Here is a 22,053-nt window from a genome sequence, read left to right as displayed (position 1 = left end):
ATCGCCCCCCTGGGACTCGTGACGACCGCCTGTCACTGGGTCGACTCGTCGGAGAGTATATGCCCAATATCGACCGACTGCACCTGTGTGTCCTATCCTCCCGAAGCAGGTGGTAACGAGTCACAAGTAGTGCCGTTCGCAGAACCTCCAGCAGTACAGGTGTCGCATACCGGTCCCGTATGCTCCTCATGGTGACGGTCCTCCCCACCCTTTCTGCGAATAGCAGACCCTGGGGAGGGGGGAGAGATGTTCAACACAGATACACTATCGGAGGAGACGATATACGAGATTCTGGCGAACAGTAGGCGACGGGAGACCATCAGACACCTCACGGTCGAGTCGACCGGCGAGGCGATGACACTGCACGAGCTCTCGCAGGAGATCGCGGCACGGGAGACGGGGGAGTCGCCGCCGCCCCGTCCCGCCCGCGAGAGCGTCTACAACTCGCTGCACCAGACGCACCTGCCGAAGTTGGAGGAACTGGGCGTCGTGGACTACGACCGCGATGCGCGGGAGGTCAACCCGAGCGACCACGCTCGGGACGTGGACAAGTACATGGAGGTCGTGACGAGCCACGGGGTCACCTGGAGCGAGGTGTACCGGAGCCTCGGCGTCGCATCGCTGACCCTGGTGCTCTGGTCGCTCGTCGACTTCCCGGTCGTCTCCGCGGTCGACCCGATGCTGTGGACCAGCGGGTCGCTCGCAGTTTTCGCCCTGCTCGTCACCTACCAGCTCTGGTCGAACCGCTGGTACATCCGTCAGAGCCTGCAGGGGTGAGCCAGCCGGCCGCGCCGCCGCCCGTCGTGCCGTCGGTCCAGAACACCAGTATATACTCCCCCACGAACTATTTCGTGTTCTCGTATCTACACTTCCGGTCGAGCCGGTAGTGAGTGACTGACGGGTCCCGCGTCGATACGGCGTTTCCGGCGGCTGAACGTTTCTATTTTCGTCGCGGCCCGCCCGCCCTCCCCGGATGTCAACACGAGTTAACACGCTGTTAGGTCGGCCCTCTCGCGGCCGTGAACAGTCGGACCGAGTGAACGGTTGGCCCCCTTTATTGTACCGTACGTCGGGGAGAGGTTTGGGGGGGAACTAGCTTGCAACTCAATCAGCCCGAACTATCTACCACGACCGGAACCGAACCGGCGAACCGAGACGCGACACTGTCGCAGGACTGCGTCTTCACCGTTCTGTCGAACGCGCGTCGACGGTTCGCGATCAAGTACCTGAACCAGCAGGCGACCGACGACTGTGTCGAGCTCCGCGACCTCGCGGAGCAGATCGCGGCCTGGGAGAACGACATCCCGATCGAGGAGGTAACGTACAAGCAGCGAAAGCGGGTGTACACCTCGCTGTACCAGTCACACCTACCGAAGCTACACGAGCTCGACGTGGTAGAGTACGACTGTAACCGCGGGACCATCGAGCGGACCGAGGCGGTGGGCGAGCTCGACGTCTACCTGGAGGTGCTCGAGGGGAACGAGATACCGTGGAGCGACTTCACGGTGGGCGTCGCCGCTGTCAACGTGGCGTTCGTGTTCGCGGCGGCGATGGGTGTCGTGCCCTTCTTCACCGGCAACGGCTTCGCCACGGCCGCGGTCGCTGCCGGGCTGTTCCTCGTCGTCGCGCTCGCACACACCGTGTACACGCGCCGCCGGCGGCTCTGACGTCGCCGGCTCAGAACCACTCAGTTTTCGTCGCCGTCGACGAGCGCGTCCGTGAGGTCCCACTCCCGCGCCTTCCGGCGGGCCTCCTCGCGCGCCCGGTCGCGGATGGCGTCCAGGCGCTCCTCGTCGGCGAGGAACGCCTCCACCGGGTCGGCGGGCGACGCTGGTTCCGCGGTCCACTCGTCGGGGGCGGCCACCCGCGTCCGTTCCGCGAGCGCCGAATCGGCGGCGAGCCGTTCCGCCGGCGCGCCGGGCGAGACGGTCAGCTCGTCGGTGTCCGTGACGTCCGCGAGTGCACTTCGGTCGACCGCGTAGCAGTCGACGCTGTACGGTCCAGCGCCCGCCACGTCGGCGAGCGCGGGTGCACCACCGCGCTCGGTGCCGGTGTGGTACGCGAGTCGGGGGACGCCGTCGGCGATGGTGAGCACGCATGCGTCGTCGCCGTCGCCGAGCACCGCGTCGGCCGGTTCGAGCACGAGGTAGCCCGTGTGGTCGGCGTCGAGCGCCCACGCGAGCGCGTCGCCGGGGGCCGTCGCGGTGCGCGAGCGCACGAGGTCGCCGCGCGGGAGCCTCATGGCTGCTCGGGGACGACCGCGCTCCGGAAGCGCGCGGCCACGTCCTCGGCGGGCTCGTCGCGGATCTCGATGCCGGCGGCGGCCTCGCGGAACGCCTCGGCGGCGGCGGACGCCGGGGCGTACGCGAGCAGCGGCTCGCCGGCGTCCCGGGCCTCGCGGGCGGCGTCTGCGTCGGGGACGCTCGCGAGCACCGGTCCGTCGAAGTAGCGTTCGGTCCGGTCGGCGATGCGTTCGACGCTGTCCCCGTCGTGGACCTTGTTGAAGAGGACGCCAGCGCCGTCGGTGCCGTAGGACCGGGCGTACTCCTGGACCTTCAGGCCGTCCGAGAGCGCGGGCACCGTCGGCTGGAGGACGACGACGACCCGGTCGGCGAGGACGACCGGCAGGACTGCGCTGACGCTGCCGAGCGCGGCCGGGGAGTCGAGCAGCAGGACGTCGGTGTCGCGCGCGAGCTCGGCGACCACGTCGCGCAGTCGGGTCGGGTCGGCCTCGCGGAAGGCGTCCAGGGAGGTTCCACAGGGCACGACGTCCATCCCGAACCGGTGATAGACGGCGTCGTCGACGGCGACGTCGGCGTCGTCGAGCAGCAGGTCGTGGAGGGTGACGGGGGCGTCGGCGAGGCCGGCGTGGAACAGCAGGTTCGCCATGCCGGTGTCGGCGTCGACGACGGTCACGTCGTAGCGCTCCGCGAGCGCCATCCCGAGAGCGAGCGTCGCCGTCGTCTTGCCGGTGCCTCCTTTCCCACTGGCGACGGCGACGGCTTCGACCATGCCGGAACTGCCGCCCGACCGTACAAAGGTGTTTCGCGTCTCTGTCCGGTGAAAGAAAGCGATGGGGGAATCGGTGGGGGGAGAAATCGCCATCCACGTCGAGCGTGTGACTGGCCAGGGGTGCCCCAACCATCTGGTACGAGAGGACCCCCGCTAGTAACTGTTGTGGCCGACGTGTTAGAAATTAACACGCTGTCCAGCGGCTGCCAACAGCGCGTCGACGTCGACCGCCTCGCCGAGGAGCGCCGCCGCGCGGTCGTACGACGACGCGTGTGATTCCCGGTCCGCGGCCGTCGCCGCCACCCGGTCACCGTCGGCGGCCGCGGCCAGCAGTCCGCGTCGGGCGACCGAGTTCCCGAACAGGCCGTGGAGGTAGGTGCCACAGACGGTCCCCGCGACCGCGCCGACCGCCGCGCTCGCCTCGCCGTCGGCCGCGAACGGCGTCTCCAGCGGGCCGACGGCCCGCGTCTCACCCATGTGTATCTCGTAGCCCGAGACGGTCCCGGTCGCCCCCCCGAGCGGGCCGACGCCGTCGAGCTCGTACGTCGCCTGCCGGACGGCCTTCTCGTGGTCGAAGCGCGTGACGACCGGGAGCAGGCCGAAGCCCGGAACCCCGTCGTCAGCGCCCGTGCCCACCGACTCGCCCCGTCCCTCGACGCTCGCGTTCTCGATCCGCTCGCCGAGGAGCTGGTAGCCGCCGCAGAGGCCGACGACGGGGCCGTCGAAGGCGGCGAGTGCGTCGCCGAGGCCGGCCTCGCGACACGCCCGCAGGTCGTCGACGGTGTTCTTCGTCCCCGGAAGGACGACGGCGTCGAACTCCCCGAGGGCAGCGGACGGCGGGACGTACACCACCCGGACGCCCGGCTCGCCGGCGAGCGGCTCGACGTCGGTGACGTTCGAGGCGCGGGGGAGCCGGACGACCCCGATGCGGACCGGGTCGTCGTGGCCGTCCCGGCCCACGACGCGGCGCTCGCCGACGGCCGGCAGTGCGACGCTGTCCTCCTCGGGGAGCCCGGGGTCGTCGTGGGGGACGACGCCGAGTACCGGCACCCCGGTCCGGTCCTCGAACTCCCGGAGCCCCGGTTCGAGGATGGTCGCGTCGCCCCGGAACTTCGTCACCACCGCCCCGACGACCCGCTCGCGAACGTCGTCCGGCACCAGTTCGAGCGTCCCGACGAGCGACGCGAACACGCCGCCCCGCTCGATGTCCGCGACGAGCACGACGCTCGCGTCGGCGAAGCGCGCGGTCTCGACGTTCGCCAAGTCGCGGTCGTGGAGGTTGATCTCGGCGATGCTGCCAGCACCCTCGGCGACGACCACATCGTGCTCGGCGGCGAGTCGCTCGTGTGCGCGCTCGGCCGCCGTACGGGCTGTCTCCCAGTGCTCGTCGTAGTACGAGCCAGCCTCGTAGGTCCCCACGGCGCGGCCGTCGACGACGAGCTGGGAGGCCCCGTCGCCGCTCGGCTTCAGGAGCACCGGGTTGTGGTCCGTCGTCGGCTGGACTCCGGCAGCCCGGGCCTGTACGTACTGCGAGACGCCGATCTCGCCCCACGGCTCGTTGGCGTGCGGTGCCGGGACCGCCCGTGCGTTGTTCGACATGTTCTGGGCCTTGAACGGGGCCACGCTCGCGCCGCGGTCGGCGAGCAGCCGACAGAGCCCCGCCGCGACGGTGGACTTGCCGACGTGGCTGGCGGTGCCGGCGACCAGTATCGTCGAGGACACGGGTTGGCTGTCGGGCGGGGTCGTCAAAGCGGTTGCCCTCGCGCCCTTCGGTCGCCTCGGTCGGGGGAACCGAGATAAAGGGCTTTCAGGGAGTGGACACGAGACTCACCCATGACCGAGATACATCCCGGCCAGCGCGTCGCCATGCTCGTGGACGCGCAGAACCTCTACCACACGGCACAGAGCATCTACACGCGCAACATCGACTACTCCGCCCTGCTGGAGAAGGGGGTGCAGGACCGCGAACTCACCCGGGCTATCGCCTACGTCATCCGTGCGGATTCGCCCGAGGAGGAGAGCTTCTTCGAGGCACTGGAGGACATCGGCTTCGAGCCGAAGATAAAGGACATCAAGACGTTCTCCGACGGTTCGAAGAAGGCCGACTGGGACGTGGGGCTGAGCCTCGACGCCGTCACGCTCGCGAAGAAGGTCGACACGATGATCCTCTGTACCGGCGACGGCGACTTCTCGCGGCTCTGCTCGCACCTGCGTCACGAGGGGGTCCGCGTCGAGGTGATGGGCTTCGAGAGCTCGACGGCCGACGAGCTCGTCGAGGCGACCGACCGGTTTATCGACCTCTCCGAGCGGCCGGAGACGTTTCTACTCTGAGTCCGCGGACCGGAGAAGTGCCGCCCGTTCAGACGGGCCGGCCGCCCTCGGACGTGCCGACGAGCAGCGCGCCGGCCGCCATCGCGAGCGAGGCAGCACCGCCAGCGAGCACCGGGATGGATGTTCCGGGTGTCCCCATCATGAGCAGGATGGCCGAGCTCAGGAACAGCAGCACCGCCCCGAGCGCGATCTTGGTCGTGTTCATTTCGTGTTGTGACTGGGAGAGCGACTGCATATATGTTTCTCTCCGTCTCAGCTTCGGAGAACGGTACCAGTGCCCATGGTTCGAGGTGCCATATCGCTCCGGGGTAGTGGCTCCCGCGGCCCGTCGCGTCCCCGGTCCGACACGCGTTTATCCACGGCCGCGAAACGCCGGGGTATGAGCGACGAGGACCACGACGTCCCCGACCTACGGACGCTCGCGGACTACCAGTTCGGGGCCGGTGCCGGCGCGGCGCTGTTCCCCGCCAGCGACGACCTGGAGGTCCGCCGGACCAGCTCCGGCCGGCCCGAGCAGGTCATCGCCGACGAGGGTCGGCTGGTCAGCCACGGCGTCGACGGCCGGTTCACGCTCGGGCTCGCCGGCGGCCACCGGCTGCACGACGCGCTCGATTACCCCACCGCACGGGTCGTCGTCGGTGACGACAGCGAGCCGTTCGTCCGCGAGGGCAAGAACGTGTTCGCGAAGTTCGTCCGCGATGTCGACCCCGCGGTCCGGCCCGGCGACGAGGTGTGCGTCGTCCACCACGACGGCCACCTGCTCGCGGTCGGGCGCGCCGAACTCGACGCCGGCTCGATGCGGGACTTCGACAGCGGCATGGCCGTCTTCGTCCGCACCGGCGCGAGCGACTGACCGGCCGGAACGGTACCAGCCGACGGCGACGGCACCCCCCGCGCTTCCCTGCAGTTCGTCATGTTTTTGCCGATACGGGCAGTCGTTCCGGGTATGTTCGGAGGAGGCGGCGGGCTTAACCCCCGCAAGATGAAGCAGATGATGAAGCAGATGGGGATCGACGTGACCGAGATCGAGGCCGAGGAGGTCATCATCCGTACCGAGGACCACGACCTCGTCTTCGACGACGCCGAGGTTACGAAGATGGACGCCCGTGGACAGGAGACCTACCAGATCGTCGGCGAGCCCACGGAGCAGGCCCACGGCGAGCTGGCGTCCGCTGACGCCGGCGCTGACGCCGACGACGCGGACGACACCGACGAGGGCATCCCGCAGGACGACATCGACCTCGTCGTCGCCCGCACCGGTGCCAGCGAGGACGACGCCCGCGCCGCACTGGAGGCCAACGACGGCGACCTCGCCGCGGCCGTCAGCCAGCTAGAGTGAGCGTCGTCCTCGTCCACGACGACCGGGAGTACCTCGTTGCCCCCGGCGACGAACTCCAGACCGACCTCGGCGTGCTGGAGGTCCCCGAGGACCCCGAGCCCGGCACCGTCCTCGAGACGCATCTCGGCGAGCCGTTCACCGTCCGCGCGCTCCGCGGCCCCGACCTGTTCAGCCACTTCGAGCGCACCGGTGCCCCGATGATGCCCCGCGACATCGGCCTCGTCATGGGTGAGACCGGCGTCGGCCAGGGCGACCGCGTCCTCGACGCCGGCACCGGTACCGGCGTCCTCTCCGCGTACCTCGCTCGCGCCGGCGCGACCGTCACCACGTTCGAACAGGACCCCGAGTTCGCCGACGTCGCCCGCGAGAACATGCGCCTCGCCGGCGTCGACGACCGCGTCGACGTCCGCAGCGGCGACGTCCGCCCCCACCTCGACGACCTCGGCAACTTCGACGTCATCACGCTCGACACCGGCGACGCCGCCGACGTGGTGGCCCGTGCCCCCGGGCTGCTGGAGAGCGGGGGCTTCGTCGCCGTCTACTCCCCGTTCGTCGAACAGACCCGGGCCGCCGCCGAGGCCGCCCGCGAGGCGGGCCTCTCCGGTGTGACCACCTACGAGACCATTCAGCGGCAGATGCAGTTCGACGACCGCGGCTCCCGGCCGTCGACGCGCGGCGTCGGCCACACCGGGTACCTGACGTTCGCGCGGCACGAGTAGCTGTTTGCAGTTCGGAGTTCTCTGGGCGACTGTTCGCCAGCACTCGTGCAACTCACTGCCCCTGCGAACAGCCAGATAACCCCGTGGACTGTGTGAATAGACTCCACCGCGAAGAACCAGAAAGCCCCGAGCGTTTCGACTCCCGGGCCTGGCGAGACTCCTCTGTCGTCTCGCTGCCCGCCGCTCGCACGCTCGCGGAGACCTCGCTGCGTCCCCGGAAATCTCCGATTTCCGGTGTCTCGGAAACCGGAGGTTTCCGACGAGTCCGCAGAAGCTTCGCTTCTGCGAGATGCTCACGAGACGCGAGCGTCTCGTGACCGCTCCTCACTCCGTTCCGGTGCCTGAGCGTACGCGCTCAGACTAGCGAGAGCTCCGCTCTCGCGTCGCTTGCTTCGGCCGGGTTCGTCGAAAAGCTCGCCCCTTTCATTCCCGCCCGACAGCAAACCGCACCGCACCTCACGCCTCCCCAGCCTCTTCGCTCGGTCGCAGGCTCCCTCGCTCATCCCTCGCACGCTGGCGACTCGCGGCCTCGCGGGGGCTCACGGGTCGCAAGCTCCCCGTTCGCAGTCGCGGTTCTCGCCCGCTAGCGCTCACTCCGAACCGCGCACCGCTCGGCACGCTCGTCAGCGCGCGCCGGTGGTGGAAAGTTTACAATATATGTAAACTCCGAGGGGTTCGAGCGCGCTACCGCGGACTGCTCGGACAGCGAAAACAGCCGAAAAATCGGCGCTCAGGACTGCAGCCGCTCGATGCGCTTCTCGACCGGCGGGTGGGTCGCGAGAACCCGCCGGAGGAAGCTCCTGTCGCTGTCGAAGATGCAGAGCGCGGCGGTGCTGCTGTCGATGCGCGTCTCGCCGGCGCTCTCGCTGGTGACCTGGATCTTCTGGAGCGCGCGGGCGAGGGGGTCGCCGCTGCCGACGTACTGGCGGGCGTCGGCGTCGGCGACGTACTCGCGGTACCGGGAGATAGCGAGCACGAACACCATGACGAGCATCTGGGCGACCATGCCGGCGATCCAACCGAGGACCCAGTCGACGATGGCGTTGTCGCCGGCAAGGATGACGACCCACTGGACGGCGATGCCGATCATGGCGGCGATGGACTGCCCGACGACCATCGTCACCACGTCGCGGTTCTTGATGTGCGCGAGCTCGTGGGCGAGCACTGCCTCGACCTCGTCGGGTTCGAGCACCTGCAGGAGCTCGGTGGAGACGACGACGACGCCCGCACCCTTGCGCCCGGTGGCGAAGGCGTTGGGGACGCCCATACGGGCGAGCTTGAGCTCGGGCTTCTCGATCTCCATCTCCTCGGAGAGGTCCTCGACCATGCGGTGTATCTCGCGGAACTCGTCCTCGGGCATGTCCTGTGCGCCGACGCTGCGGAGCGCGGCCCACTTGCCGATCTTGTACTGGACGCCGACGAACAGCAGCGTCCCGACGGCGACGAACGGCCAGACGCCGGTGCCGAACACGCTGAGCGCGACGAGCGCCAGCCCGGAGTAGAAGCCGAACAGGATGGTGCCGACGAACGCCATCCTGAGCTTGAGACCCGTGTGTTGCATATGTAGACGGCCGTTGCGGCGCGTGCAACTTAAACGCCGTCCAAAGGTGCAACGGGTTCGCACCGGCGTGGGGGTGCGACCACGTCACTGCAACCCATGTCACTCACCTCGACCCGCGACAGCTTCTGCCGGTCAGCACAAGCGTTATACCGGTCGCGCTCCGTGAACCATGTGATGATAGACGCCGCTCCCAGCCGGGTTCGACCCGAGCAGAGCGGCGCGTTCGGTTTCGGCTTTACAGGGAAATTCTACACACGGTAAGTGCTCGGTGCGGGCGTGGCGACCCCGTTCCGGGTGCACTCGACTTCTGAACCGTGTGACGACCGACGACTCCCGACGAAACCCGAACGAAATGACGACAATCGAACTCAGTGGCGTCTACCCCGCCATCACGACACCGTTTCACGACGACGGCAGCATCGACTACGACACACTCCGCGCGAACGTCGAGCGCCTGGAGACTGCAGGCGTCGACGGCATCGTCCCCGTCGGCTCGACCGGCGAGTCCGCGACCCTCAGCCACGACGAACACGTCGACGTGGTCGCGGCCGTCGCCGACGCTGTCGACGACGTGCCAGTCATCGCCGGCTCCGGCAGCAACAACACCGCCGAGGCGCTGTCGCTCTCGCGCCGGTCCGTCGCGGCCGGTGCCGACGCGCTCCTGCTCATCTCGCCGTACTACAACAAGCCCGAGCAGGACGGTCTGGTCGAGCACTACCGTACCATCGCCGACGAGGTCGATGTCCCACAGATCGTCTACGACGTGCCCTCGCGTACGGGCCAGGGACTCTCGCCCGACACCGTCGTCGAACTCGCGGCCCACGAGAACGTCGCGGGCTTCAAGGCCGCCAACGGCGACCTCGGGGCCATCAGCGAGGTCTGCGAGCGCACCCGTGACGAGGCGTTCGCGGTGCTCTCCGGCGACGACGGCCTCACGCTCCCCGTCTGCTCGGTCGGCGGCGTCGGCACCATCTCGGTGGTCGCCAACGTCGAGCCCGAGCGGACCTGCGCACTCGTCCAGGCTGCCCTCGACGACGACTACGAGCGTGCACGCGAGCTTCACCACGAGCTCGCGCCGCTCACCCGCGAACTGTTCGTCGAGACCAATCCCATCCCGGTGAAGGAGGCGCTGCACATCCGGGGCCACGCGCCGCCGCACCTGCGGCTGCCCCTCACGCGCCTCTCCGAGGAGCACGTCGAGCCGCTGGCCGACCTGCTGGCGGACCTCGAAGACAGCGGGACCGACGACCACCTCGCGGAGGTGAGCAACTGATGCGACTGGCCGTCACGGGCGCGTCCGGACGGATGGGTGGCGAGGTACTCGCCGCCGCGGCCGACCGCGCGGAGCGCGTGGTGCTGGCCGTCTCGTCCGAGCCCGACGCTGTCGGCCCGACTGCCGTCGACGCGGACACCGAAATCGTCCCCGATGCCGACCTCGCCGACGCGCTCGCGGCACACGAGGTCGACGTCCTCGTCGACTTCACCGCGCCGAGCGCACTCGTGGACTACGCCGCCGCCTGCGCCGACGCGGGCGTCGCGCTCGTGACGGGCACCACCGGACTGACCGACGACCACCGGGGCGCACTGGCCGACGCGGCCGACGCCGTCCCGGTGCTCCACGCGCCGAACTTCTCGAAGGGTGTCGCCGTCCTCACCCGGCTCGTGGGTGAGGCCGCCGGCGCGCTCGCGGACTACGACGTCGAGCTCGTCGAGGCCCACCACGACGGCAAGACCGACGCGCCCTCCGGCACGGCGCTGTCGCTGCTCGACGCGGTCGACGACGTCCGCGGCGAGTCGCCGCGGGTCCACGGTCGCGAGGGCGAGGCACCGCGCGCCGAGGATGAGGTCGGCGTCCACGCCGTCCGCGCGGGCGACGTGACCGGCGTGCACGAGGTCTGGCTCGCCGGCGGCCGCGAGGAACTCCGGCTCACCCACCGCGCCGAGTCGCGCCGGGTGTTCGCCGAGGGGGCGCTCGACGCGGCCGCGTGGCTGGCCGGGCGCGACGCCGGACAGTACGAGTTCGAAGCGGTGCTGGAGGTGGACGCATGAGCCTCGAAGCCGACGTCCGGGACCTCTGGGCGCGCCACGAGGCGGGCGAACTCGACACCGACGCCCCCGAGACCCACGACGTGCTCCACGCGTTGCTCGGGGCCCTCGAAGCCGGCGAGGCCCGCGCCGCCGAGAAGCGTGACGGGTCCTGGGAAGCGAACGAGTGGGTGAAGCAGGGCGTGCTGCTGAACTTCGTCTGCCACGACATCTCGACGTACGATTACGGCGGCGTCACGTACAACGACGTGCTCCCGCTGCAGGACACGAGCGACCTCGGCGCGCGTGGCAGCCGGAACACGCCCGACGGCACCGTCGTCCGGGCTGGCGCACACGTCGGCACGGACTGCATCCTGATGAGCCCGAGCTTCGTCAACATCGGCGCGCACGTCGGCGACGGTACGCTCGTCGATTCCTGTGACACCGTCGGCTCCTGCGCCCAGATCGGTGCTGAGGTGAAGCTCGGTGCGAACACGCTCGTCGGCGGCGTCCTCGAACCCGTCGAGGGCGCACCGGTCGTCGTCGAGGACGGCGTCTCGCTCGGCGCTGGCTGTCGGGTCACCTCGGGCTTCGTCGTCGGCGAAGGCTCCGTCGTCGGCGAGAACACGCTGCTCACGCCCAGAATCCCCGTCTACGACCTCGTCGAGGAGGCGGTCCTGTACGGCGAGCTGCCGCCCGAGCGCCGGGCGTTCCAGCGGTTCGTCGAGTCCTCGCTCGGCGAGCACGACCTCATCGACGGCGGCGCGTACAAGCCCGCCGTCGTCGCCACCGGACTGGAGGCTGAGACCTTGGAAGCAACCCAGCGCGAGGAGGTGCTGCGCGAATGAACGGCGAGGTCGCGCGGAACGACCGGGAAGCCGGTGACGACCCGTCCACCGGCGCGCCGTTCGACGACGGCCCCGCCGCCGACGGTGGCCCGGACATCCGTCGGCTCGACGACTGGGACGCCGACGTTCTGTGCGACCTCGTCACCGACTTCGGTGGCCCGCTGTACGTCCTCGACCTCGACCGCGTCCGGGAGAACTACCGCAGGCTCGCGGCGGCGTTCCCCGACGCGGACGTCTACTACGCCGCGAAGGCCAACGCGCTCCCCCGGGCGCTCGCCGCGCTCGCCGACGAGGGAGCAGGCGTCGAGTGCGCGAGCGCCGGCGAGGTGCTCCGGGCGCTCGACGCCGGCGTTCCCGCCGAGAGCATCCAGTACACGGCGGTCAACCCGCCGGCACGCGACCTCGACCTCGTCGTCGACCGCTGGCGCGAGCACCCCGAGCTGACGGTTACGGTCGGCGCGCTCGACACGCTCGACCGACTCGCAGACCGCGGCTACGACGGCCGGTGCTGCCTGCGGGTCACGCCCGGCGTCGGGGCGGGCCACCACGAGAAGGTCCGCACCGGCGGCGACGCAACCTTCGGCGTACCCTACGACCGGGCACTCGATGCACTCGACGCCGCCGACGGGTACGACTTCGACGTGGTCGGCGTCCACGCACACGCAGGCTCGGGCATCAGCGACGCCGAGGACCTCGCGGCCCACCGCGAGCTCGTCGGTCGGATGGGCGACCTCGCTCGCGAGGCTCCGTTCGACCTGGAGTTCGTCGACGTGGGCGGGGGTTTCGGCGTCCCCTACCACCAGGACGACGACCCCCTCGACCTCGACGCCGTCGCCGCGGCCACCCGCGACGCCCTCGGCGACGTGGACGCGACGCTCCGGGTCGAGCCCGGCCGCTACATGGTGGCCGACGCGGGCGTGCTCCTGACCACGGTCAACACGGTCAAGGAGGCGCCCGACACCGTCGTCACCGGCGTCGACGCCGGCATGACGACGCTCGCGCGCCCCGCGATGTACGGCGCGTACCACGCGATTCGGAACTGCTCCGCGGACGGCCGCGAGACGGTCGCCCAGACCGTCGCCGGCCCCATATGCGAGAGTTCGGACACGTTCTGTACGGACCGCCCGCTCCCTGCCCCGGAGCGCGGCGATACGCTCGCCGTCGGCAACGCCGGCGCGTACGGCTACGAGATGGCGAGCCACTACAACTCCCGCCCGCGACCAGCCACGGTCTCTATCGCGGCAGGGAGGGCGACGCTCTCGCGACGGCGCGAGACGCTCGCCGACGTCACGAGACCGGAGGTACCAGAATGAGCATCTCACAACGACACGTACGATACGGCAAGTACCACGGCACCGGCAACGACTTCATCGTCGTCGACGCGGACGAGTACGTCCCAAACCGGGGTGCGTTCGCGGCACACCACTGCGACCGTACCGACGGCATCGACGGCGACGAGCGACGCGGCGCGGACGGCGTGCTCTTCCTCGCGCTCGAGGAGAAGTACAGCCCACCCCGCGTCGTCATGACGCTCGTCCAGCCCGACGGCTCGACCGCCGAGATGTGCGGCAACGGCGCCCGCGTCGCGGCCGAGTGGGCGATGGCCCGCACCGGCGCGAGCGAGGTCATGATCGACACCCAGGCGGGCACCCGGCACGCACGCCGGGTCCCCGTCGCCGACGGCGACGACCTCGTCGCCATCGAGATGGGCGAGCCCTCCTTCGCACCGGAGGTCGTTCCGCTGGACCGCGACGAGCCGCTCGTCGAGGGCCAGCTCGAGGGCTACGCCGTCACCGGTATCAACACGGGCGTGCCGCACGCGGTCGTCTTCGTCGACGACGTCGACGCGGTCGACCTCGAGTCCGACGCGCCGCCGATCCGCCACCACGACGTCTTTCCCGAGGGTGCGAACGTCACGTTTGCCGCGCCACGCGACGACGGCGGCTACGACCAGCGCACGTTCGAGCGTGGCGTCGAGGGTGAGACGCTCTCCTGTGGCACCGGTGCGGTGGCTATCGCCGCCGTCGCAGCCCACCTCGGACGCTGCGAGGACGACGTCGTCACCGTCTCGCCCCCGGGCGGGGACCTCCGCGTGGAGGTGCCGGACGACGGCCCGGCCGTCCTCTACGGTCCCGTCGCGCACGAGTTCGACGGCGAGGTGCCTGTGACGCCGCCGGCGGCCGACTGATGGGCGAGGCGTTCGACCCCGTCGAGTTCCTGCACCGGGCGGTACCGGTCGCCTCACACGAGGACGTCTCCGAGATGCGGACGCTCCTCGCGGACGAGATCGAGACGCACGGTGTCGACGCGACGGTCGACGACGCGGGCAACGTGCTCGCGACACGCGGCTCGGGGCAGCCGCACGTCGTTCTGAACACGCACATCGACACCGTCCAGCCGCACATTCCCTACGAGTACGACGCCGAGGCTCGCGTGATTCGGGGGCGCGGCTCCTGCGACGCGAAGGGGCCGCTTGCGGCGCTGCTCGCGGCCTTTCTGGCAACGGAGCCCGGCGACGGGCGGGTGACGCTGGCGGTGACTCCCGACGAGGAGGTACTGTCGACCGGCGCGCACCACCTCGTCACGGGGGACGACGGTGGGCCAGTCCCCGCAATCGCCGACGCGGACGCCGTCGTCGTCGGCGAGCCGACCGCCCTCGACGTCTGTACCGCTGCCAAGGGCCGGTTCCAGGGGACGGTGACGCTCTCGGGCGAGAACGCCCACGCTGCAGAGCCTGCCGCTGGCGTGAACGCCGTGGGCGCACTCGCACCGGTGCTCGACGCGCTGGCGACGTTCGACGAGCGCGAGAAGGCGCCTGGTCAGCACCCACAGCTCGGCGAGGCGACGCTCACGCCGACGACCGTCGAGGGCGGAACGGCGACGAATCAGGTGCCAGCTGGGGCACGACTGGTGGTGGACCGCCGGTCGGTCCCACCCGAGACCGCCGACGGCTTCCAGGCGGCGCTGCTGGCGCACCTCCGCGCGGCGGTGCCCGACGATGTCGGTGTCGACTTCGCCTTCACCGACCGTGAGACGCCGTTCCTCGGACCGTGGGCGACCGACGAGGACGCTGCCGTCGTGCGGGCGATGCGGGAGGCCGGCGCTGGCGAGGTCCGACCGTTCACCGCGGCGACGGAGGCATCTTACTTCGCCGAGCACGCGCCGACGGTCGTCTTCGGCCCGGGGGTGCTGGCCGACGAGGGGGGTGCGGTCGCACACGCCCCGCGGGAGTACGTCACCGTCGAGGCCGTCGAGCAGGCGGCGGCGGTGGTGACGGCTGCGGTCGACGCGCTCGTCGGTTGAACGGCGGCGCCGTCGCTCGCCGTTTCGAGTGGCGAACAGGCGGCACGAGCGTCTCCGTCCCGGGTGTGCCACGCTCCCGCCCAGGCCACGGAACGGTGGTGTTCAGACCACGCCGCGTCTGGTCGCCTGCTGGCATTTGAACCCTCGTCCACCCAACGCTTGCCGAGTGGTGGGGTATACTTATTCTGCCAGATAATCTTCGACGAAGAAGCACTCTAAATACGCCCCAGGAACACATTGAGAGCTTCAAAAATATCTGAACAGAATATTTATCAGTTCACCTATCGAAGTCCCGAGTAATGAGCGCGATAACGGTGAACGGGCTGACGAAGGAGTACGGGGACGTGCTCGCCAACGACGCGGTGTCGTTCGAGGTCGAGGTGGGCGAGACGTTCGGCTACCTGGGTCCGAACGGGGCCGGTAAGACGACGACCATCCGGACCATCATGGGTTTCCAGTCGCCGACATCCGGGACGGCGACGGTCCTCGGTGCGGACGTGCGCGACGAGGCCGCACTCGTCGAGGCGAAAGAGCGGGTCGGCTACCTGCCGTCAAACCCCGGCTTCGACGAGACGGCGACCGGGACCGAGATACTCGACCTGCACGCGTCGGTGAAGGGGGACTCGCGCCGCGCGGAACTGCTCGACCTGTTCGACGTCCCCGTCGGGCGGAAAATTCGTGGCTACTCGACCGGCCAGAAGCAGAAGCTCGGGCTCGTCCAGGCGTTCATGCACGACCCCGACCTCGTCGTGATGGACGAACCGACGGCCGGGCTGGACCCGCTCGTCCAGCAGCGGTTCAACGAGTTCATCCGCGAGGAGACGAGGCAGGGAGTGACCGTGTTCCTCTCCTCGCACGTCCTCAGCGAGGTACGACGGGTCTGCGACAGGGTGGGGATCATCCGCGATGGGCGCATCGTCACCGTCGAACGCGTCGGGGCGCTGCTCGACCGGAGCGGGAAGTTCGTCCGGCTCCGCGTCGCGAACCACGTGGACGCGGGCGAGGTCTCACTGGACGGGGCCCACGACGTCTCTGTCAAGCCGGTCGATGCCGTCGCGGCGGGCGCGGCGGCCGGTGGGAGTGGTGCCGTCGCGTCGACCGCGACCGAACTCACGTTCACCTTCACCGGTGACCTCAACACGCTGGTCGACTTCGTGGACGACTTCGACGTGCTCGAACTGGACATCGAGGAGGCACCGCTGGAGGAGATATTCATGCGCTTCTACGACGACGAGGGGGTGGCGGTCTGATGTTCGAGTTCGCGTGGTACCACGGCCGCCGTCGCATCAAGGGTGCGGGCGCGCTGACCGTCGGACTCGGGCTCCTGACCGCGCTCTACGTCTGGATGTTCCCGACCATCACGGCCGAGGTGAACCTCGACGAGTACGTCGAGGCGTGGCCGCCCGCGCTCCGGCAGGCGTTCGGCGTGGAGTCGCTGAGCACCATCGAGGGGTTCCTCGCGAGCGAGCTCTACGCATTCGGGTGGGTCCTCCTGCTCGGGCTGTACGTCGCGTACAGCGCAGCATCGCTCGTCGCCGACGACGTCGAGCACGACAGGATGGACATGACGCTCTCGCTGCCGGTCACTCGTTCGCGGGTGCTGGTCGAGAAGTTCGCGTCGATGCTCGTGCCGATCCTGCTCGTGAACCTGCTCATGCCCGTGGTCGTCTACGCGGGTGTGCTCGCCATCGGCGAGTCCATCGCGGTCGGTGACCTCGTGATGGTGCACCTGCTGTCCGTCCCGTACCTGCTCGCGTCGGCGGCGGTCGGGCTCCTCGCGTCGGTCGCGGTCGACCGGGCGAGCATCGCCCAGCGCGCCGCGGTGGGCGTCGTCTTCGGGCTGTTCCTCGTCGACTCGGTCACCTCGGGGACCGAGTTCTCGTGGCTCGGGGCGGTCTCGCCGACGCGATACTACGACCCGACGGCCATCCTGGTCCGCGGCCAGTGGGACCTCCAGGGGGCCGCGGTCCTGCTCGGTACGACGCTCGTGCTCGTGCTGGCCAGTCGCGAACTGTTCCGCCGGAAGGACATCGCATGAGCGGCGGGTTCAGCGACGCCGAACGTGAGCGCATCCGCGAGCAGCTCGTCGTCGAGGGGCGCGAGCTGTTCAGCCGCTACGGTCTGTCGAAGACGACCCTCGCCGACCTCACAGAGCCGGTCGGCATCGCCACGAGCACGTTCTACCAGTTCTTCGACTCCAAGGAGGAGCTCTACCTGGAGATTCTGGACCGCGAGGGCGAGCGACTGCTGCCGGAGCTGCTCGGACCGTTCGAGGAGTACGACGACCCCGAGACCGCCATCGTCGGCTTCCTCACGGGCCTGATGGACGAGATCGAGACGAACCCGCTGTTGCACCAGCTGGTGATGGACGCCGACGAGCTGGACCGCCTCCGCGACCAGCACACCGAGGCGGAACTGCGCGAGGAGCGTGAGGAGAGCCTCGCGTACTTCCTGCCGTACGTCGAGGCGTGGTACGAGGCGGGGGAGGTCGACGGTCCGAGCCCGGAGGTCGTCGCCAACGCCATCCGTTCGGTGTCGTTCCTGACGCTGCACCGGGACGACATCGGCCGGGACCGGTACCGGGAGACCCGGGACCTGGTCATCCGGGCGGTCGCGAGGGGGCTGACGGCGTAGCTGGCTACTCCAGCTCGTCGACCAGCTCGCTGCCGACGCCGACGTAGCCGGCCGGCGTGAGCGCCTTGAGTTCCGCGCGGACCTCCTCGTCCACGTCGAGGTCGTCGAACAGGTCGTGGAAGTCCTCGATGGTGACGCGCTTCCCCCGGGTGAGCTCCTTGACGCGCTCGTAGGCCGCGGTGTCGCCCTCGCGCCGCAGGATGGTCTGGACGGCCTCGCCGATGACCTCGGGCGTGGATTCGAGGTCGTCGCGGGCGACCTGTGCGTTGGGGACGACCTTCGCGAGCCCGCTCTGGGTCTTGCTGTAGGCGACGAGGCAGTGGGCGAACGCCGCGCCGATGTTGCGCTTGACCGTCGAGTCCGAGAGGTCGCGCTGGAGCCGGGAGGTCGTGACGTAGTCCGCCAGGAACGTCAGGTCGGAGTTGGCCTTCGAGAGGTTGCCCTCGCTGTTCTCGAAGTCGATGGGGTTGACCTTGTGGGGCATCGTCGACGAGCCGGTCTCACCCGCCGCGGCCTCCTGGCCGAGATACCGCTTGGAGACGTAGAGCCAGGCGTCGCGGTCGAGGTCGAGCAGGACGTTGTTCGCTCCCCGCACGGCGTCGAAGACGGCGGCGAGGTCGTCGCAGGGGTTGACCTGCGTCGTCAGGGGCTCGTGCTCGAAGCCGAGGTCCGTGACGAACTCGCGGCTGAACGCGCGCCAGTCCACGTCGGGGTAGGCGGCGACGTGAGCCGCGAGCGTGCCGGAGGCCCCGCCGAGCTTGCCGGTGATCTCTTCGGCGGCGGCCCGGAGGCGGGCCTCGGCGCGACCCAGCCGGGCGGCGTAGACGGCGAACTCCTTCCCGAAGGTGGTCGGGGTGGCGGGCTGGCCGTGCGTGTGCGCGAGTATCGGCACATCGCGGTACTCCCGGGCCATCCCGGTCAGCGTCTCGCGGACGGACTCGAGTTCGGGGAGGAGCACGTCTTCGACGGCGTCGCGGACGAGCAGCCGGTGCGCGAGGTTGTTCACGTCCTCGCTTGTCAGGCCGAAGTGGATCCACTGCGCGGCGTCGAGGCCGTCGGGCAGGTTGAGCCGGACGAAGTACTCGACGGCCTTCACGTCGTGGTTCGTCGCGGAGAGGTCCTCGTACCCCTCCGTCTCGATGGTCTTGACGAGCTGGGCGTCCTCGCCGTCCCAGTCCTCGTAGAGCGAGCGGAGCGCGGCGCGCTGGTCGTCGTCGATTGACAGCGGCGTGGCGTCGAGGTCGGCGAGCGCGAGCAGGTACTCGACTTCGACGTGGACGCGAGCGCGCAGGAGCGCGGACTCGCTGGCGTACGGCGCGAGCGGACGGGTGCGACCGGCGTAGCGACCGTCGAGCGGCGAGACGGCGTCGAGGGGGTCGGGCATACGCGTCACTGCTCTCCGACCCGGAAAAAGCGTGTCGGATGTGTTCCCCGTCGAGCCGCCGTTTTATGCAAGAATGTGTATATTGTCGTCCCCTCGGGCCACCGAGTATGTCGGTAGATGCATAGAATCTCGGTTCGGACCGCAACTACTTTGCCCCGCGACGGACCCACTTCGAGTATGACACGCATCGCTGGCCTCGCCGGTAACCGCGGCCGGAACCTCCTGCACATCGACGACCTCGAACCGGGCGGCGCCGAGCTCGCCGTCGTGCTCGTGACCGACCCCGACGCCCCGGTGCTCGACGCCGCAGCGGAGCGCGACATCCCAACCGAGGTCGTCCCGCTCGCGAACGACGAGTCCCGTCGCGACCACGAGCGACGGGTGCTAGACGCGCTCGACGGCCACGAGTTCGACCTCGTCTGCCTCGACGGCTACATGCGCATTCTCTCGGACACGTTCCTCGACGAGGTGCCGACGACGCTGAACGTCCATCCGAGCCTCCTCCCCTCGTTCCCCGGCATGGATGCCTGGGGCGACGCGCTCGACGCCGGCGTGAAGACCGTCGGCTGCACCGTCCACGTCGTCACCGACGCCACCGACGACGACGGCGAGGTCGTCGAGAGCGAGGTCGACGGCGGCCCCATCGTCACGCAGGAGCCCGTCCCGGTCTACGAGGGCGACGACCGCGACAGCCTGAAGGAGCGCGTGCTGTACGAGGGCGAGTTCAAAGCCTATCCGCGCGCCGTGAAGTGGTTCGCCGAGGGTCGCGCCACGGTCGACGTCGAGTCGAACGACGTCGCCCTCGACGGCGACGATGGCGGCCCGCTCCCGGTCCGTCGGGTCGTCGGCGAGGACCGCCACGCGGACCTGCGCTACGGCGAGAACCCCCACCAGGACGCCGCGCTCTACGCCGACTACACCGCCGAGGAGCCCAGCGTCGTCCACGCCGACCAGCTGAACGAGGGCGCGAAGGCGCTGTCGTACAACAACTACAACGACGCCGACGGCGCGCTGAACCTCATCAAGGAGTTCGACCAGCCCGCCGCGGCGGTCATCAAGCACACCAACCCCGCCGGCTGTGCCACCGCCGACGCGCTCGCCGACGCCTACGCCGACGCGCTCGCGACCGACGCGAAGTCCGCCTTCGGCGGCATCGTCGCGCTCAACCGCGAGTGCGACGCCGAGACCGCCGAACTCGTCATCGACTCGTTCAAGGAGGTCGTCGTCGCCCCCGGATACACCGACGACGCGCTCGCGACCCTCACCGAGAAGAAGAACCTCCGCGTGCTCGACCTCGGCTGCGAACCGGCCGACCTCCGTGACCGTTCGGAGCCGATGACCAGCAAGGACCTCGTCGGCGGCACGCTCGTCCAGGAGCGCGACCTCGAACCCGTGACCCGTCGGGACCTCGAGGTCGTCACCGAGCGCGAGCCCACCGAGGAGGAGCTGGAGTCGATGCTGTTCGCGTGGAAGGTCCAGAAGCACGTGAAGTCCAACGGCATCGTGTTCGCGAAGGATACCGAAACGGTCGGCCTCGGCGTCGGCCAGGTCTCCCGGGTCGACGCCGTCGAGATCGCCGCCATGAAGGCCGAACGCGACGCCGAGGGCAAGTCCGCCGACGGTGCCGTGATGGGCTCCGACGCGTTCTTCCCGTTCCCGGACGCCGTCGAGAAGGCCGCCGAGGCGGGCGTCGAGGCGGTCATCCAGCCCGGTGGCTCGAAGAACGACGACAAGGTCATCGAGGCCGCCGACGAGCTCGGGATGACGATGGTCATGACCGGCCAGCGGTGCTTTAGACACGATTGAGCTCCAGCGAGTGGGTGTCTGAAACTCGAGACAGCTCTGCTGGCACGATGCTTTAGGCATGACTGAGCGCTAGCGAAGGACTGCCGGAACGCAGTGAGACGAGCAGAACGAGTCTCACGCGCTTTCCGGCACGACCGAGGGTCTGTCCTCAGCTCTCCCGCTCGATTGGGACCGTTCGCTCTATATTGCCGAAACCCCAGGAAGCGTCGATGGTCACCTCTTGAGCCTCCCTGACCGGGACCCACACGGTCAGTGACGGACGCCGTTGCTCACCCGGCGGCACTGTCCGCTGTGCGGACCACCCGCCGTCTACAATTCTGTCGTGGTCGACCCGATAGTCGAGTGTCCACGACCGGTCACCGTCGTTCGTCATGAGGAACTCGATATCGACCTCGGCCGAGTCGTCCGCGGTCGCGATGGTCTCTGGGATAGAGGCCGTGACAGAGAGGTCCGGCGTCTGTGCCATCGCGGTCCGGACGTGCTCGGGGATCGGGAGTCGGTACCGCCGGTCCGAGCCGTAGAACAGGAGCGCGGCAGTCTCGGGCACCTCGCCGACCGGCAGGGGGGCACCCAGTCGGGCACCACGTCCGTCGAGGTGCTCGCTGAAATCCACTCCGAGTTCGGCGTACTCGAGCGGTATCGGGTCACCGTTCACGGTCACCTCGCACTGGCTGCCAGCGATGATGTTCCTGCTGTCGTAGTCCGACAGGTCCGCGTCGAAGACGGCGTATATCCGGTTGTCACCGCCCAGGACACGTCCACCGTATCGACGCCACGTGCCGAAGTTCGCCTGGGGGCCGACGAACTCTCCGAGCGTGATGGGTCCCTGATTCAGTTCCATCCCGTCTCCAGGCTCGACGACCACGGTCTCGGTCGGTTCGTCCGTCGTCTCCGTCGGCGGTTCGGGCTGTTCGGTCCGTGTCCTCGTCGGGGTGTCGCTGGCGGTCGTCTGGACCGTCGTCCCGTGAGTCGTCGTCACTCGGTTCGTCGTCGACTCGGCGGGCTCGTCCCGGCCGGAACAGCCGGCGAGGCCGACCGCCAGGGCGACGAGGAGGGCGCGACGTCGCATACCGGAAGCCCGATGTCCAAGG

Annotated in this window: 23 protein-coding genes; 16 read left to right on the top strand and 7 right to left on the bottom strand. The window is 69.3% G+C overall.

Going from position 1 to position 22,053, the window contains the following annotated elements; all coding sequences use genetic code 11:
- Positions 1–246 precede the first annotated feature (246 nt).
- A complete protein-coding gene (locus BLT27_RS12670; protein WP_089734448.1) occupies positions 247–777 on the top strand; it encodes a DUF7344 domain-containing protein in 531 nt (176 codons plus the stop codon).
- 320 nt (positions 778–1,097) lie between these two features.
- Positions 1,098–1,667 carry a DUF7344 domain-containing protein gene (locus tag BLT27_RS12665; protein WP_217639150.1) on the top strand — a complete coding sequence of 190 codons (570 nt, stop codon included), beginning with the start codon at positions 1,098–1,100 and terminating at the stop codon, positions 1,665–1,667.
- Between the two features lie 20 nt (positions 1,668–1,687).
- Here the strand turns inward: BLT27_RS12665 and BLT27_RS12660 are convergent, their stop codons facing one another.
- The 3 genes from BLT27_RS12660 to BLT27_RS12650 all read right to left on the bottom strand — a co-directional run bounded on the left by BLT27_RS12660 (position 1,688) and on the right by BLT27_RS12650 (position 4,734).
- The gene (locus BLT27_RS12660) at positions 1,688–2,242 is read right to left on the bottom strand and encodes a DUF8054 family protein (protein WP_089734446.1); all 555 of its coding nucleotides are present in this window, start codon (positions 2,240–2,242) and stop codon (positions 1,688–1,690) included.
- On the bottom strand, positions 2,239–3,012 hold the full coding sequence (locus BLT27_RS12655) for a nucleotide-binding protein (protein ID WP_089734444.1): 774 nt from the start codon (positions 3,010–3,012) through the stop codon (positions 2,239–2,241). The genes BLT27_RS12660 and BLT27_RS12655 overlap by 4 nt, the downstream gene beginning before the upstream one ends.
- A 177-nt stretch (positions 3,013–3,189) precedes the next feature.
- Entirely contained in the window at positions 3,190–4,734 is a 1,545-nt protein-coding gene (locus BLT27_RS12650; protein WP_089734442.1) for a cobyric acid synthase, read from the bottom strand.
- Positions 4,735–4,845: 111 nt separating this feature from the next.
- Here BLT27_RS12650 and BLT27_RS12645 point away from each other — a divergent pair, with 111 nt between their 5' ends.
- The gene (locus BLT27_RS12645; protein WP_089734440.1) at positions 4,846–5,343 is read left to right on the top strand and encodes a LabA-like NYN domain-containing protein; all 498 of its coding nucleotides are present in this window, start codon (positions 4,846–4,848) and stop codon (positions 5,341–5,343) included.
- 28 nt (positions 5,344–5,371) lie between these two features.
- On the opposite strand, the gene BLT27_RS19815 is transcribed toward BLT27_RS12645, so the two are convergent.
- Positions 5,372–5,548 (bottom strand): hypothetical protein, encoded by a 177-nt coding sequence (locus BLT27_RS19815; protein WP_175526452.1) that lies wholly within the window; start codon positions 5,546–5,548, stop codon positions 5,372–5,374.
- Between the two features lie 174 nt (positions 5,549–5,722).
- Here BLT27_RS19815 and BLT27_RS12640 point away from each other — a divergent pair, with 174 nt between their 5' ends.
- The 3 genes from BLT27_RS12640 to BLT27_RS12630 all read left to right on the top strand — a co-directional run bounded on the left by BLT27_RS12640 (position 5,723) and on the right by BLT27_RS12630 (position 7,401).
- Positions 5,723–6,196, top strand: a complete 474-nt coding sequence (locus BLT27_RS12640; protein WP_089734438.1) for a PUA domain-containing protein — start codon at positions 5,723–5,725, stop codon at positions 6,194–6,196.
- A 93-nt stretch (positions 6,197–6,289) separates the two neighbouring features.
- Entirely contained in the window at positions 6,290–6,682 is a 393-nt protein-coding gene (locus tag BLT27_RS12635; protein ID WP_089734436.1) for a nascent polypeptide-associated complex protein, read from the top strand.
- Complete coding sequence (locus BLT27_RS12630) at positions 6,679–7,401, top strand: methyltransferase domain-containing protein (protein ID WP_089734434.1); 723 nt, start codon at positions 6,679–6,681, stop codon at positions 7,399–7,401. Before BLT27_RS12635 ends, BLT27_RS12630 begins: the two co-directional genes overlap by 4 nt.
- 730 nt (positions 7,402–8,131) lie before the next feature.
- Here the strand turns inward: BLT27_RS12630 and BLT27_RS12625 are convergent.
- Positions 8,132–8,962 (bottom strand): M48 family metallopeptidase, encoded by an 831-nt coding sequence (locus tag BLT27_RS12625; RefSeq protein ID WP_089734432.1) that lies wholly within the window; start codon positions 8,960–8,962, stop codon positions 8,132–8,134.
- Positions 8,963–9,314: 352 nt separating this feature from the next.
- Here BLT27_RS12625 and dapA point away from each other — a divergent pair, with 352 nt between their 5' ends.
- The 9 genes from dapA to BLT27_RS12580 all read left to right on the top strand — a co-directional run bounded on the left by dapA (position 9,315) and on the right by BLT27_RS12580 (position 17,772).
- Complete coding sequence (gene dapA, locus BLT27_RS12620; RefSeq protein ID WP_089734530.1) at positions 9,315–10,235, top strand: 4-hydroxy-tetrahydrodipicolinate synthase; 921 nt, start codon at positions 9,315–9,317, stop codon at positions 10,233–10,235.
- Positions 10,235–11,011, top strand: coding sequence for a 4-hydroxy-tetrahydrodipicolinate reductase (dapB, locus tag BLT27_RS12615; protein WP_089734430.1), 777 nt, complete (start codon positions 10,235–10,237; stop codon positions 11,009–11,011). The genes dapA and dapB overlap by 1 nt, the downstream gene beginning before the upstream one ends.
- Positions 11,008–11,835, top strand: coding sequence for a 2,3,4,5-tetrahydropyridine-2,6-dicarboxylate N-succinyltransferase (locus BLT27_RS12610; protein WP_089734428.1), 828 nt, complete (start codon positions 11,008–11,010; stop codon positions 11,833–11,835). The genes dapB and BLT27_RS12610 overlap by 4 nt, the downstream gene beginning before the upstream one ends.
- Entirely contained in the window at positions 11,832–13,148 is a 1,317-nt protein-coding gene (lysA, locus tag BLT27_RS12605) for a diaminopimelate decarboxylase (protein ID WP_089734426.1), read from the top strand. Before BLT27_RS12610 ends, lysA begins: the two co-directional genes overlap by 4 nt.
- Positions 13,145–14,023 (top strand): diaminopimelate epimerase, encoded by an 879-nt coding sequence (gene dapF / locus BLT27_RS12600; protein ID WP_089734424.1) that lies wholly within the window; start codon positions 13,145–13,147, stop codon positions 14,021–14,023. Before lysA ends, dapF begins: the two co-directional genes overlap by 4 nt.
- Positions 14,023–15,138 carry a M20/M25/M40 family metallo-hydrolase gene (locus BLT27_RS12595; RefSeq protein ID WP_089734422.1) on the top strand — a complete coding sequence of 372 codons (1,116 nt, stop codon included), beginning with the start codon at positions 14,023–14,025 and terminating at the stop codon, positions 15,136–15,138. Before dapF ends, BLT27_RS12595 begins: the two co-directional genes overlap by 1 nt.
- A gap of 299 nt (positions 15,139–15,437) precedes the next feature.
- A complete protein-coding gene (locus tag BLT27_RS12590; RefSeq protein WP_089734420.1) occupies positions 15,438–16,388 on the top strand; it encodes an ABC transporter ATP-binding protein in 951 nt (316 codons plus the stop codon).
- Positions 16,388–17,176 carry an ABC transporter permease gene (locus BLT27_RS12585; protein WP_089734418.1) on the top strand — a complete coding sequence of 263 codons (789 nt, stop codon included), beginning with the start codon at positions 16,388–16,390 and terminating at the stop codon, positions 17,174–17,176. The genes BLT27_RS12590 and BLT27_RS12585 overlap by 1 nt, the downstream gene beginning before the upstream one ends.
- Complete coding sequence (locus tag BLT27_RS12580) at positions 17,173–17,772, top strand: TetR/AcrR family transcriptional regulator (RefSeq protein WP_089734416.1); 600 nt, start codon at positions 17,173–17,175, stop codon at positions 17,770–17,772. The genes BLT27_RS12585 and BLT27_RS12580 overlap by 4 nt, the downstream gene beginning before the upstream one ends.
- A gap of 4 nt (positions 17,773–17,776) precedes the next feature.
- On the opposite strand, the gene purB is transcribed toward BLT27_RS12580, so the two are convergent.
- The gene (purB, locus tag BLT27_RS12575) at positions 17,777–19,156 is read right to left on the bottom strand and encodes an adenylosuccinate lyase (RefSeq protein ID WP_089734414.1); all 1,380 of its coding nucleotides are present in this window, start codon (positions 19,154–19,156) and stop codon (positions 17,777–17,779) included.
- Between the two features lie 177 nt (positions 19,157–19,333).
- On the opposite strand from purB, the gene purH reads away from it, so the two are divergent.
- Positions 19,334–20,962 carry a bifunctional phosphoribosylaminoimidazolecarboxamide formyltransferase/IMP cyclohydrolase gene (gene purH / locus BLT27_RS12570; protein WP_089734412.1) on the top strand — a complete coding sequence of 543 codons (1,629 nt, stop codon included), beginning with the start codon at positions 19,334–19,336 and terminating at the stop codon, positions 20,960–20,962.
- A gap of 148 nt (positions 20,963–21,110) precedes the next feature.
- On the opposite strand, the gene BLT27_RS12565 is transcribed toward purH, so the two are convergent.
- Positions 21,111–22,031, bottom strand: coding sequence for a hypothetical protein (locus BLT27_RS12565; protein WP_089734411.1), 921 nt, complete (start codon positions 22,029–22,031; stop codon positions 21,111–21,113).
- Positions 22,032–22,053 lie beyond the last annotated feature (22 nt).

It is taken from the genome of Haloarchaeobius iranensis, assembly GCF_900103505.1.
Lineage (GTDB): Archaea > Halobacteriota > Halobacteria > Halobacteriales > Natrialbaceae > Haloarchaeobius > Haloarchaeobius iranensis.
This window is presented reverse-complemented; position numbering and strand designations above follow the sequence as displayed.

Excerpts from the sequence above, each read along its gene's own strand:
- BLT27_RS12585 (WP_089734418.1), top strand. The coding sequence starts at position 16,388 with ATGTTCGAGTTCGCGTGGTACCACGGCCGCCGTCGCATCAAGGGTGCG.
- BLT27_RS12580 (WP_089734416.1), top strand. The coding sequence starts at position 17,173 with ATGAGCGGCGGGTTCAGCGACGCCGAACGTGAGCGCATCCGCGAGCAG.
- purH (WP_089734412.1), top strand. The coding sequence starts at position 19,334 with ATGACACGCATCGCTGGCCTCGCCGGTAACCGCGGCCGGAACCTCCTG.
- dapB (WP_089734430.1), top strand. The coding sequence starts at position 10,235 with ATGCGACTGGCCGTCACGGGCGCGTCCGGACGGATGGGTGGCGAGGTA.
- BLT27_RS12635 (WP_089734436.1), top strand. The coding sequence starts at position 6,290 with ATGTTCGGAGGAGGCGGCGGGCTTAACCCCCGCAAGATGAAGCAGATG.
- BLT27_RS12625 (WP_089734432.1), bottom strand. The coding sequence starts at position 8,962 with ATGCAACACACGGGTCTCAAGCTCAGGATGGCGTTCGTCGGCACCATC.
- dapA (WP_089734530.1), top strand. The coding sequence starts at position 9,315 with ATGACGACAATCGAACTCAGTGGCGTCTACCCCGCCATCACGACACCG.
- BLT27_RS12595 (WP_089734422.1), top strand. The coding sequence starts at position 14,023 with ATGGGCGAGGCGTTCGACCCCGTCGAGTTCCTGCACCGGGCGGTACCG.
- lysA (WP_089734426.1), top strand. The coding sequence starts at position 11,832 with ATGAACGGCGAGGTCGCGCGGAACGACCGGGAAGCCGGTGACGACCCG.
- BLT27_RS12565 (WP_089734411.1), bottom strand. The coding sequence starts at position 22,031 with ATGCGACGTCGCGCCCTCCTCGTCGCCCTGGCGGTCGGCCTCGCCGGC.
- BLT27_RS12655 (WP_089734444.1), bottom strand. The coding sequence starts at position 3,012 with ATGGTCGAAGCCGTCGCCGTCGCCAGTGGGAAAGGAGGCACCGGCAAG.
- dapF (WP_089734424.1), top strand. The coding sequence starts at position 13,145 with ATGAGCATCTCACAACGACACGTACGATACGGCAAGTACCACGGCACC.
- BLT27_RS12645 (WP_089734440.1), top strand. The coding sequence starts at position 4,846 with ATGACCGAGATACATCCCGGCCAGCGCGTCGCCATGCTCGTGGACGCG.
- BLT27_RS12660 (WP_089734446.1), bottom strand. The coding sequence starts at position 2,242 with ATGAGGCTCCCGCGCGGCGACCTCGTGCGCTCGCGCACCGCGACGGCC.
- BLT27_RS12640 (WP_089734438.1), top strand. The coding sequence starts at position 5,723 with ATGAGCGACGAGGACCACGACGTCCCCGACCTACGGACGCTCGCGGAC.
- BLT27_RS19815 (WP_175526452.1), bottom strand. The coding sequence starts at position 5,548 with ATGAACACGACCAAGATCGCGCTCGGGGCGGTGCTGCTGTTCCTGAGC.
- purB (WP_089734414.1), bottom strand. The coding sequence starts at position 19,156 with ATGCCCGACCCCCTCGACGCCGTCTCGCCGCTCGACGGTCGCTACGCC.
- BLT27_RS12590 (WP_089734420.1), top strand. The coding sequence starts at position 15,438 with ATGAGCGCGATAACGGTGAACGGGCTGACGAAGGAGTACGGGGACGTG.
- BLT27_RS12610 (WP_089734428.1), top strand. The coding sequence starts at position 11,008 with ATGAGCCTCGAAGCCGACGTCCGGGACCTCTGGGCGCGCCACGAGGCG.
- BLT27_RS12670 (WP_089734448.1), top strand. The coding sequence starts at position 247 with ATGTTCAACACAGATACACTATCGGAGGAGACGATATACGAGATTCTG.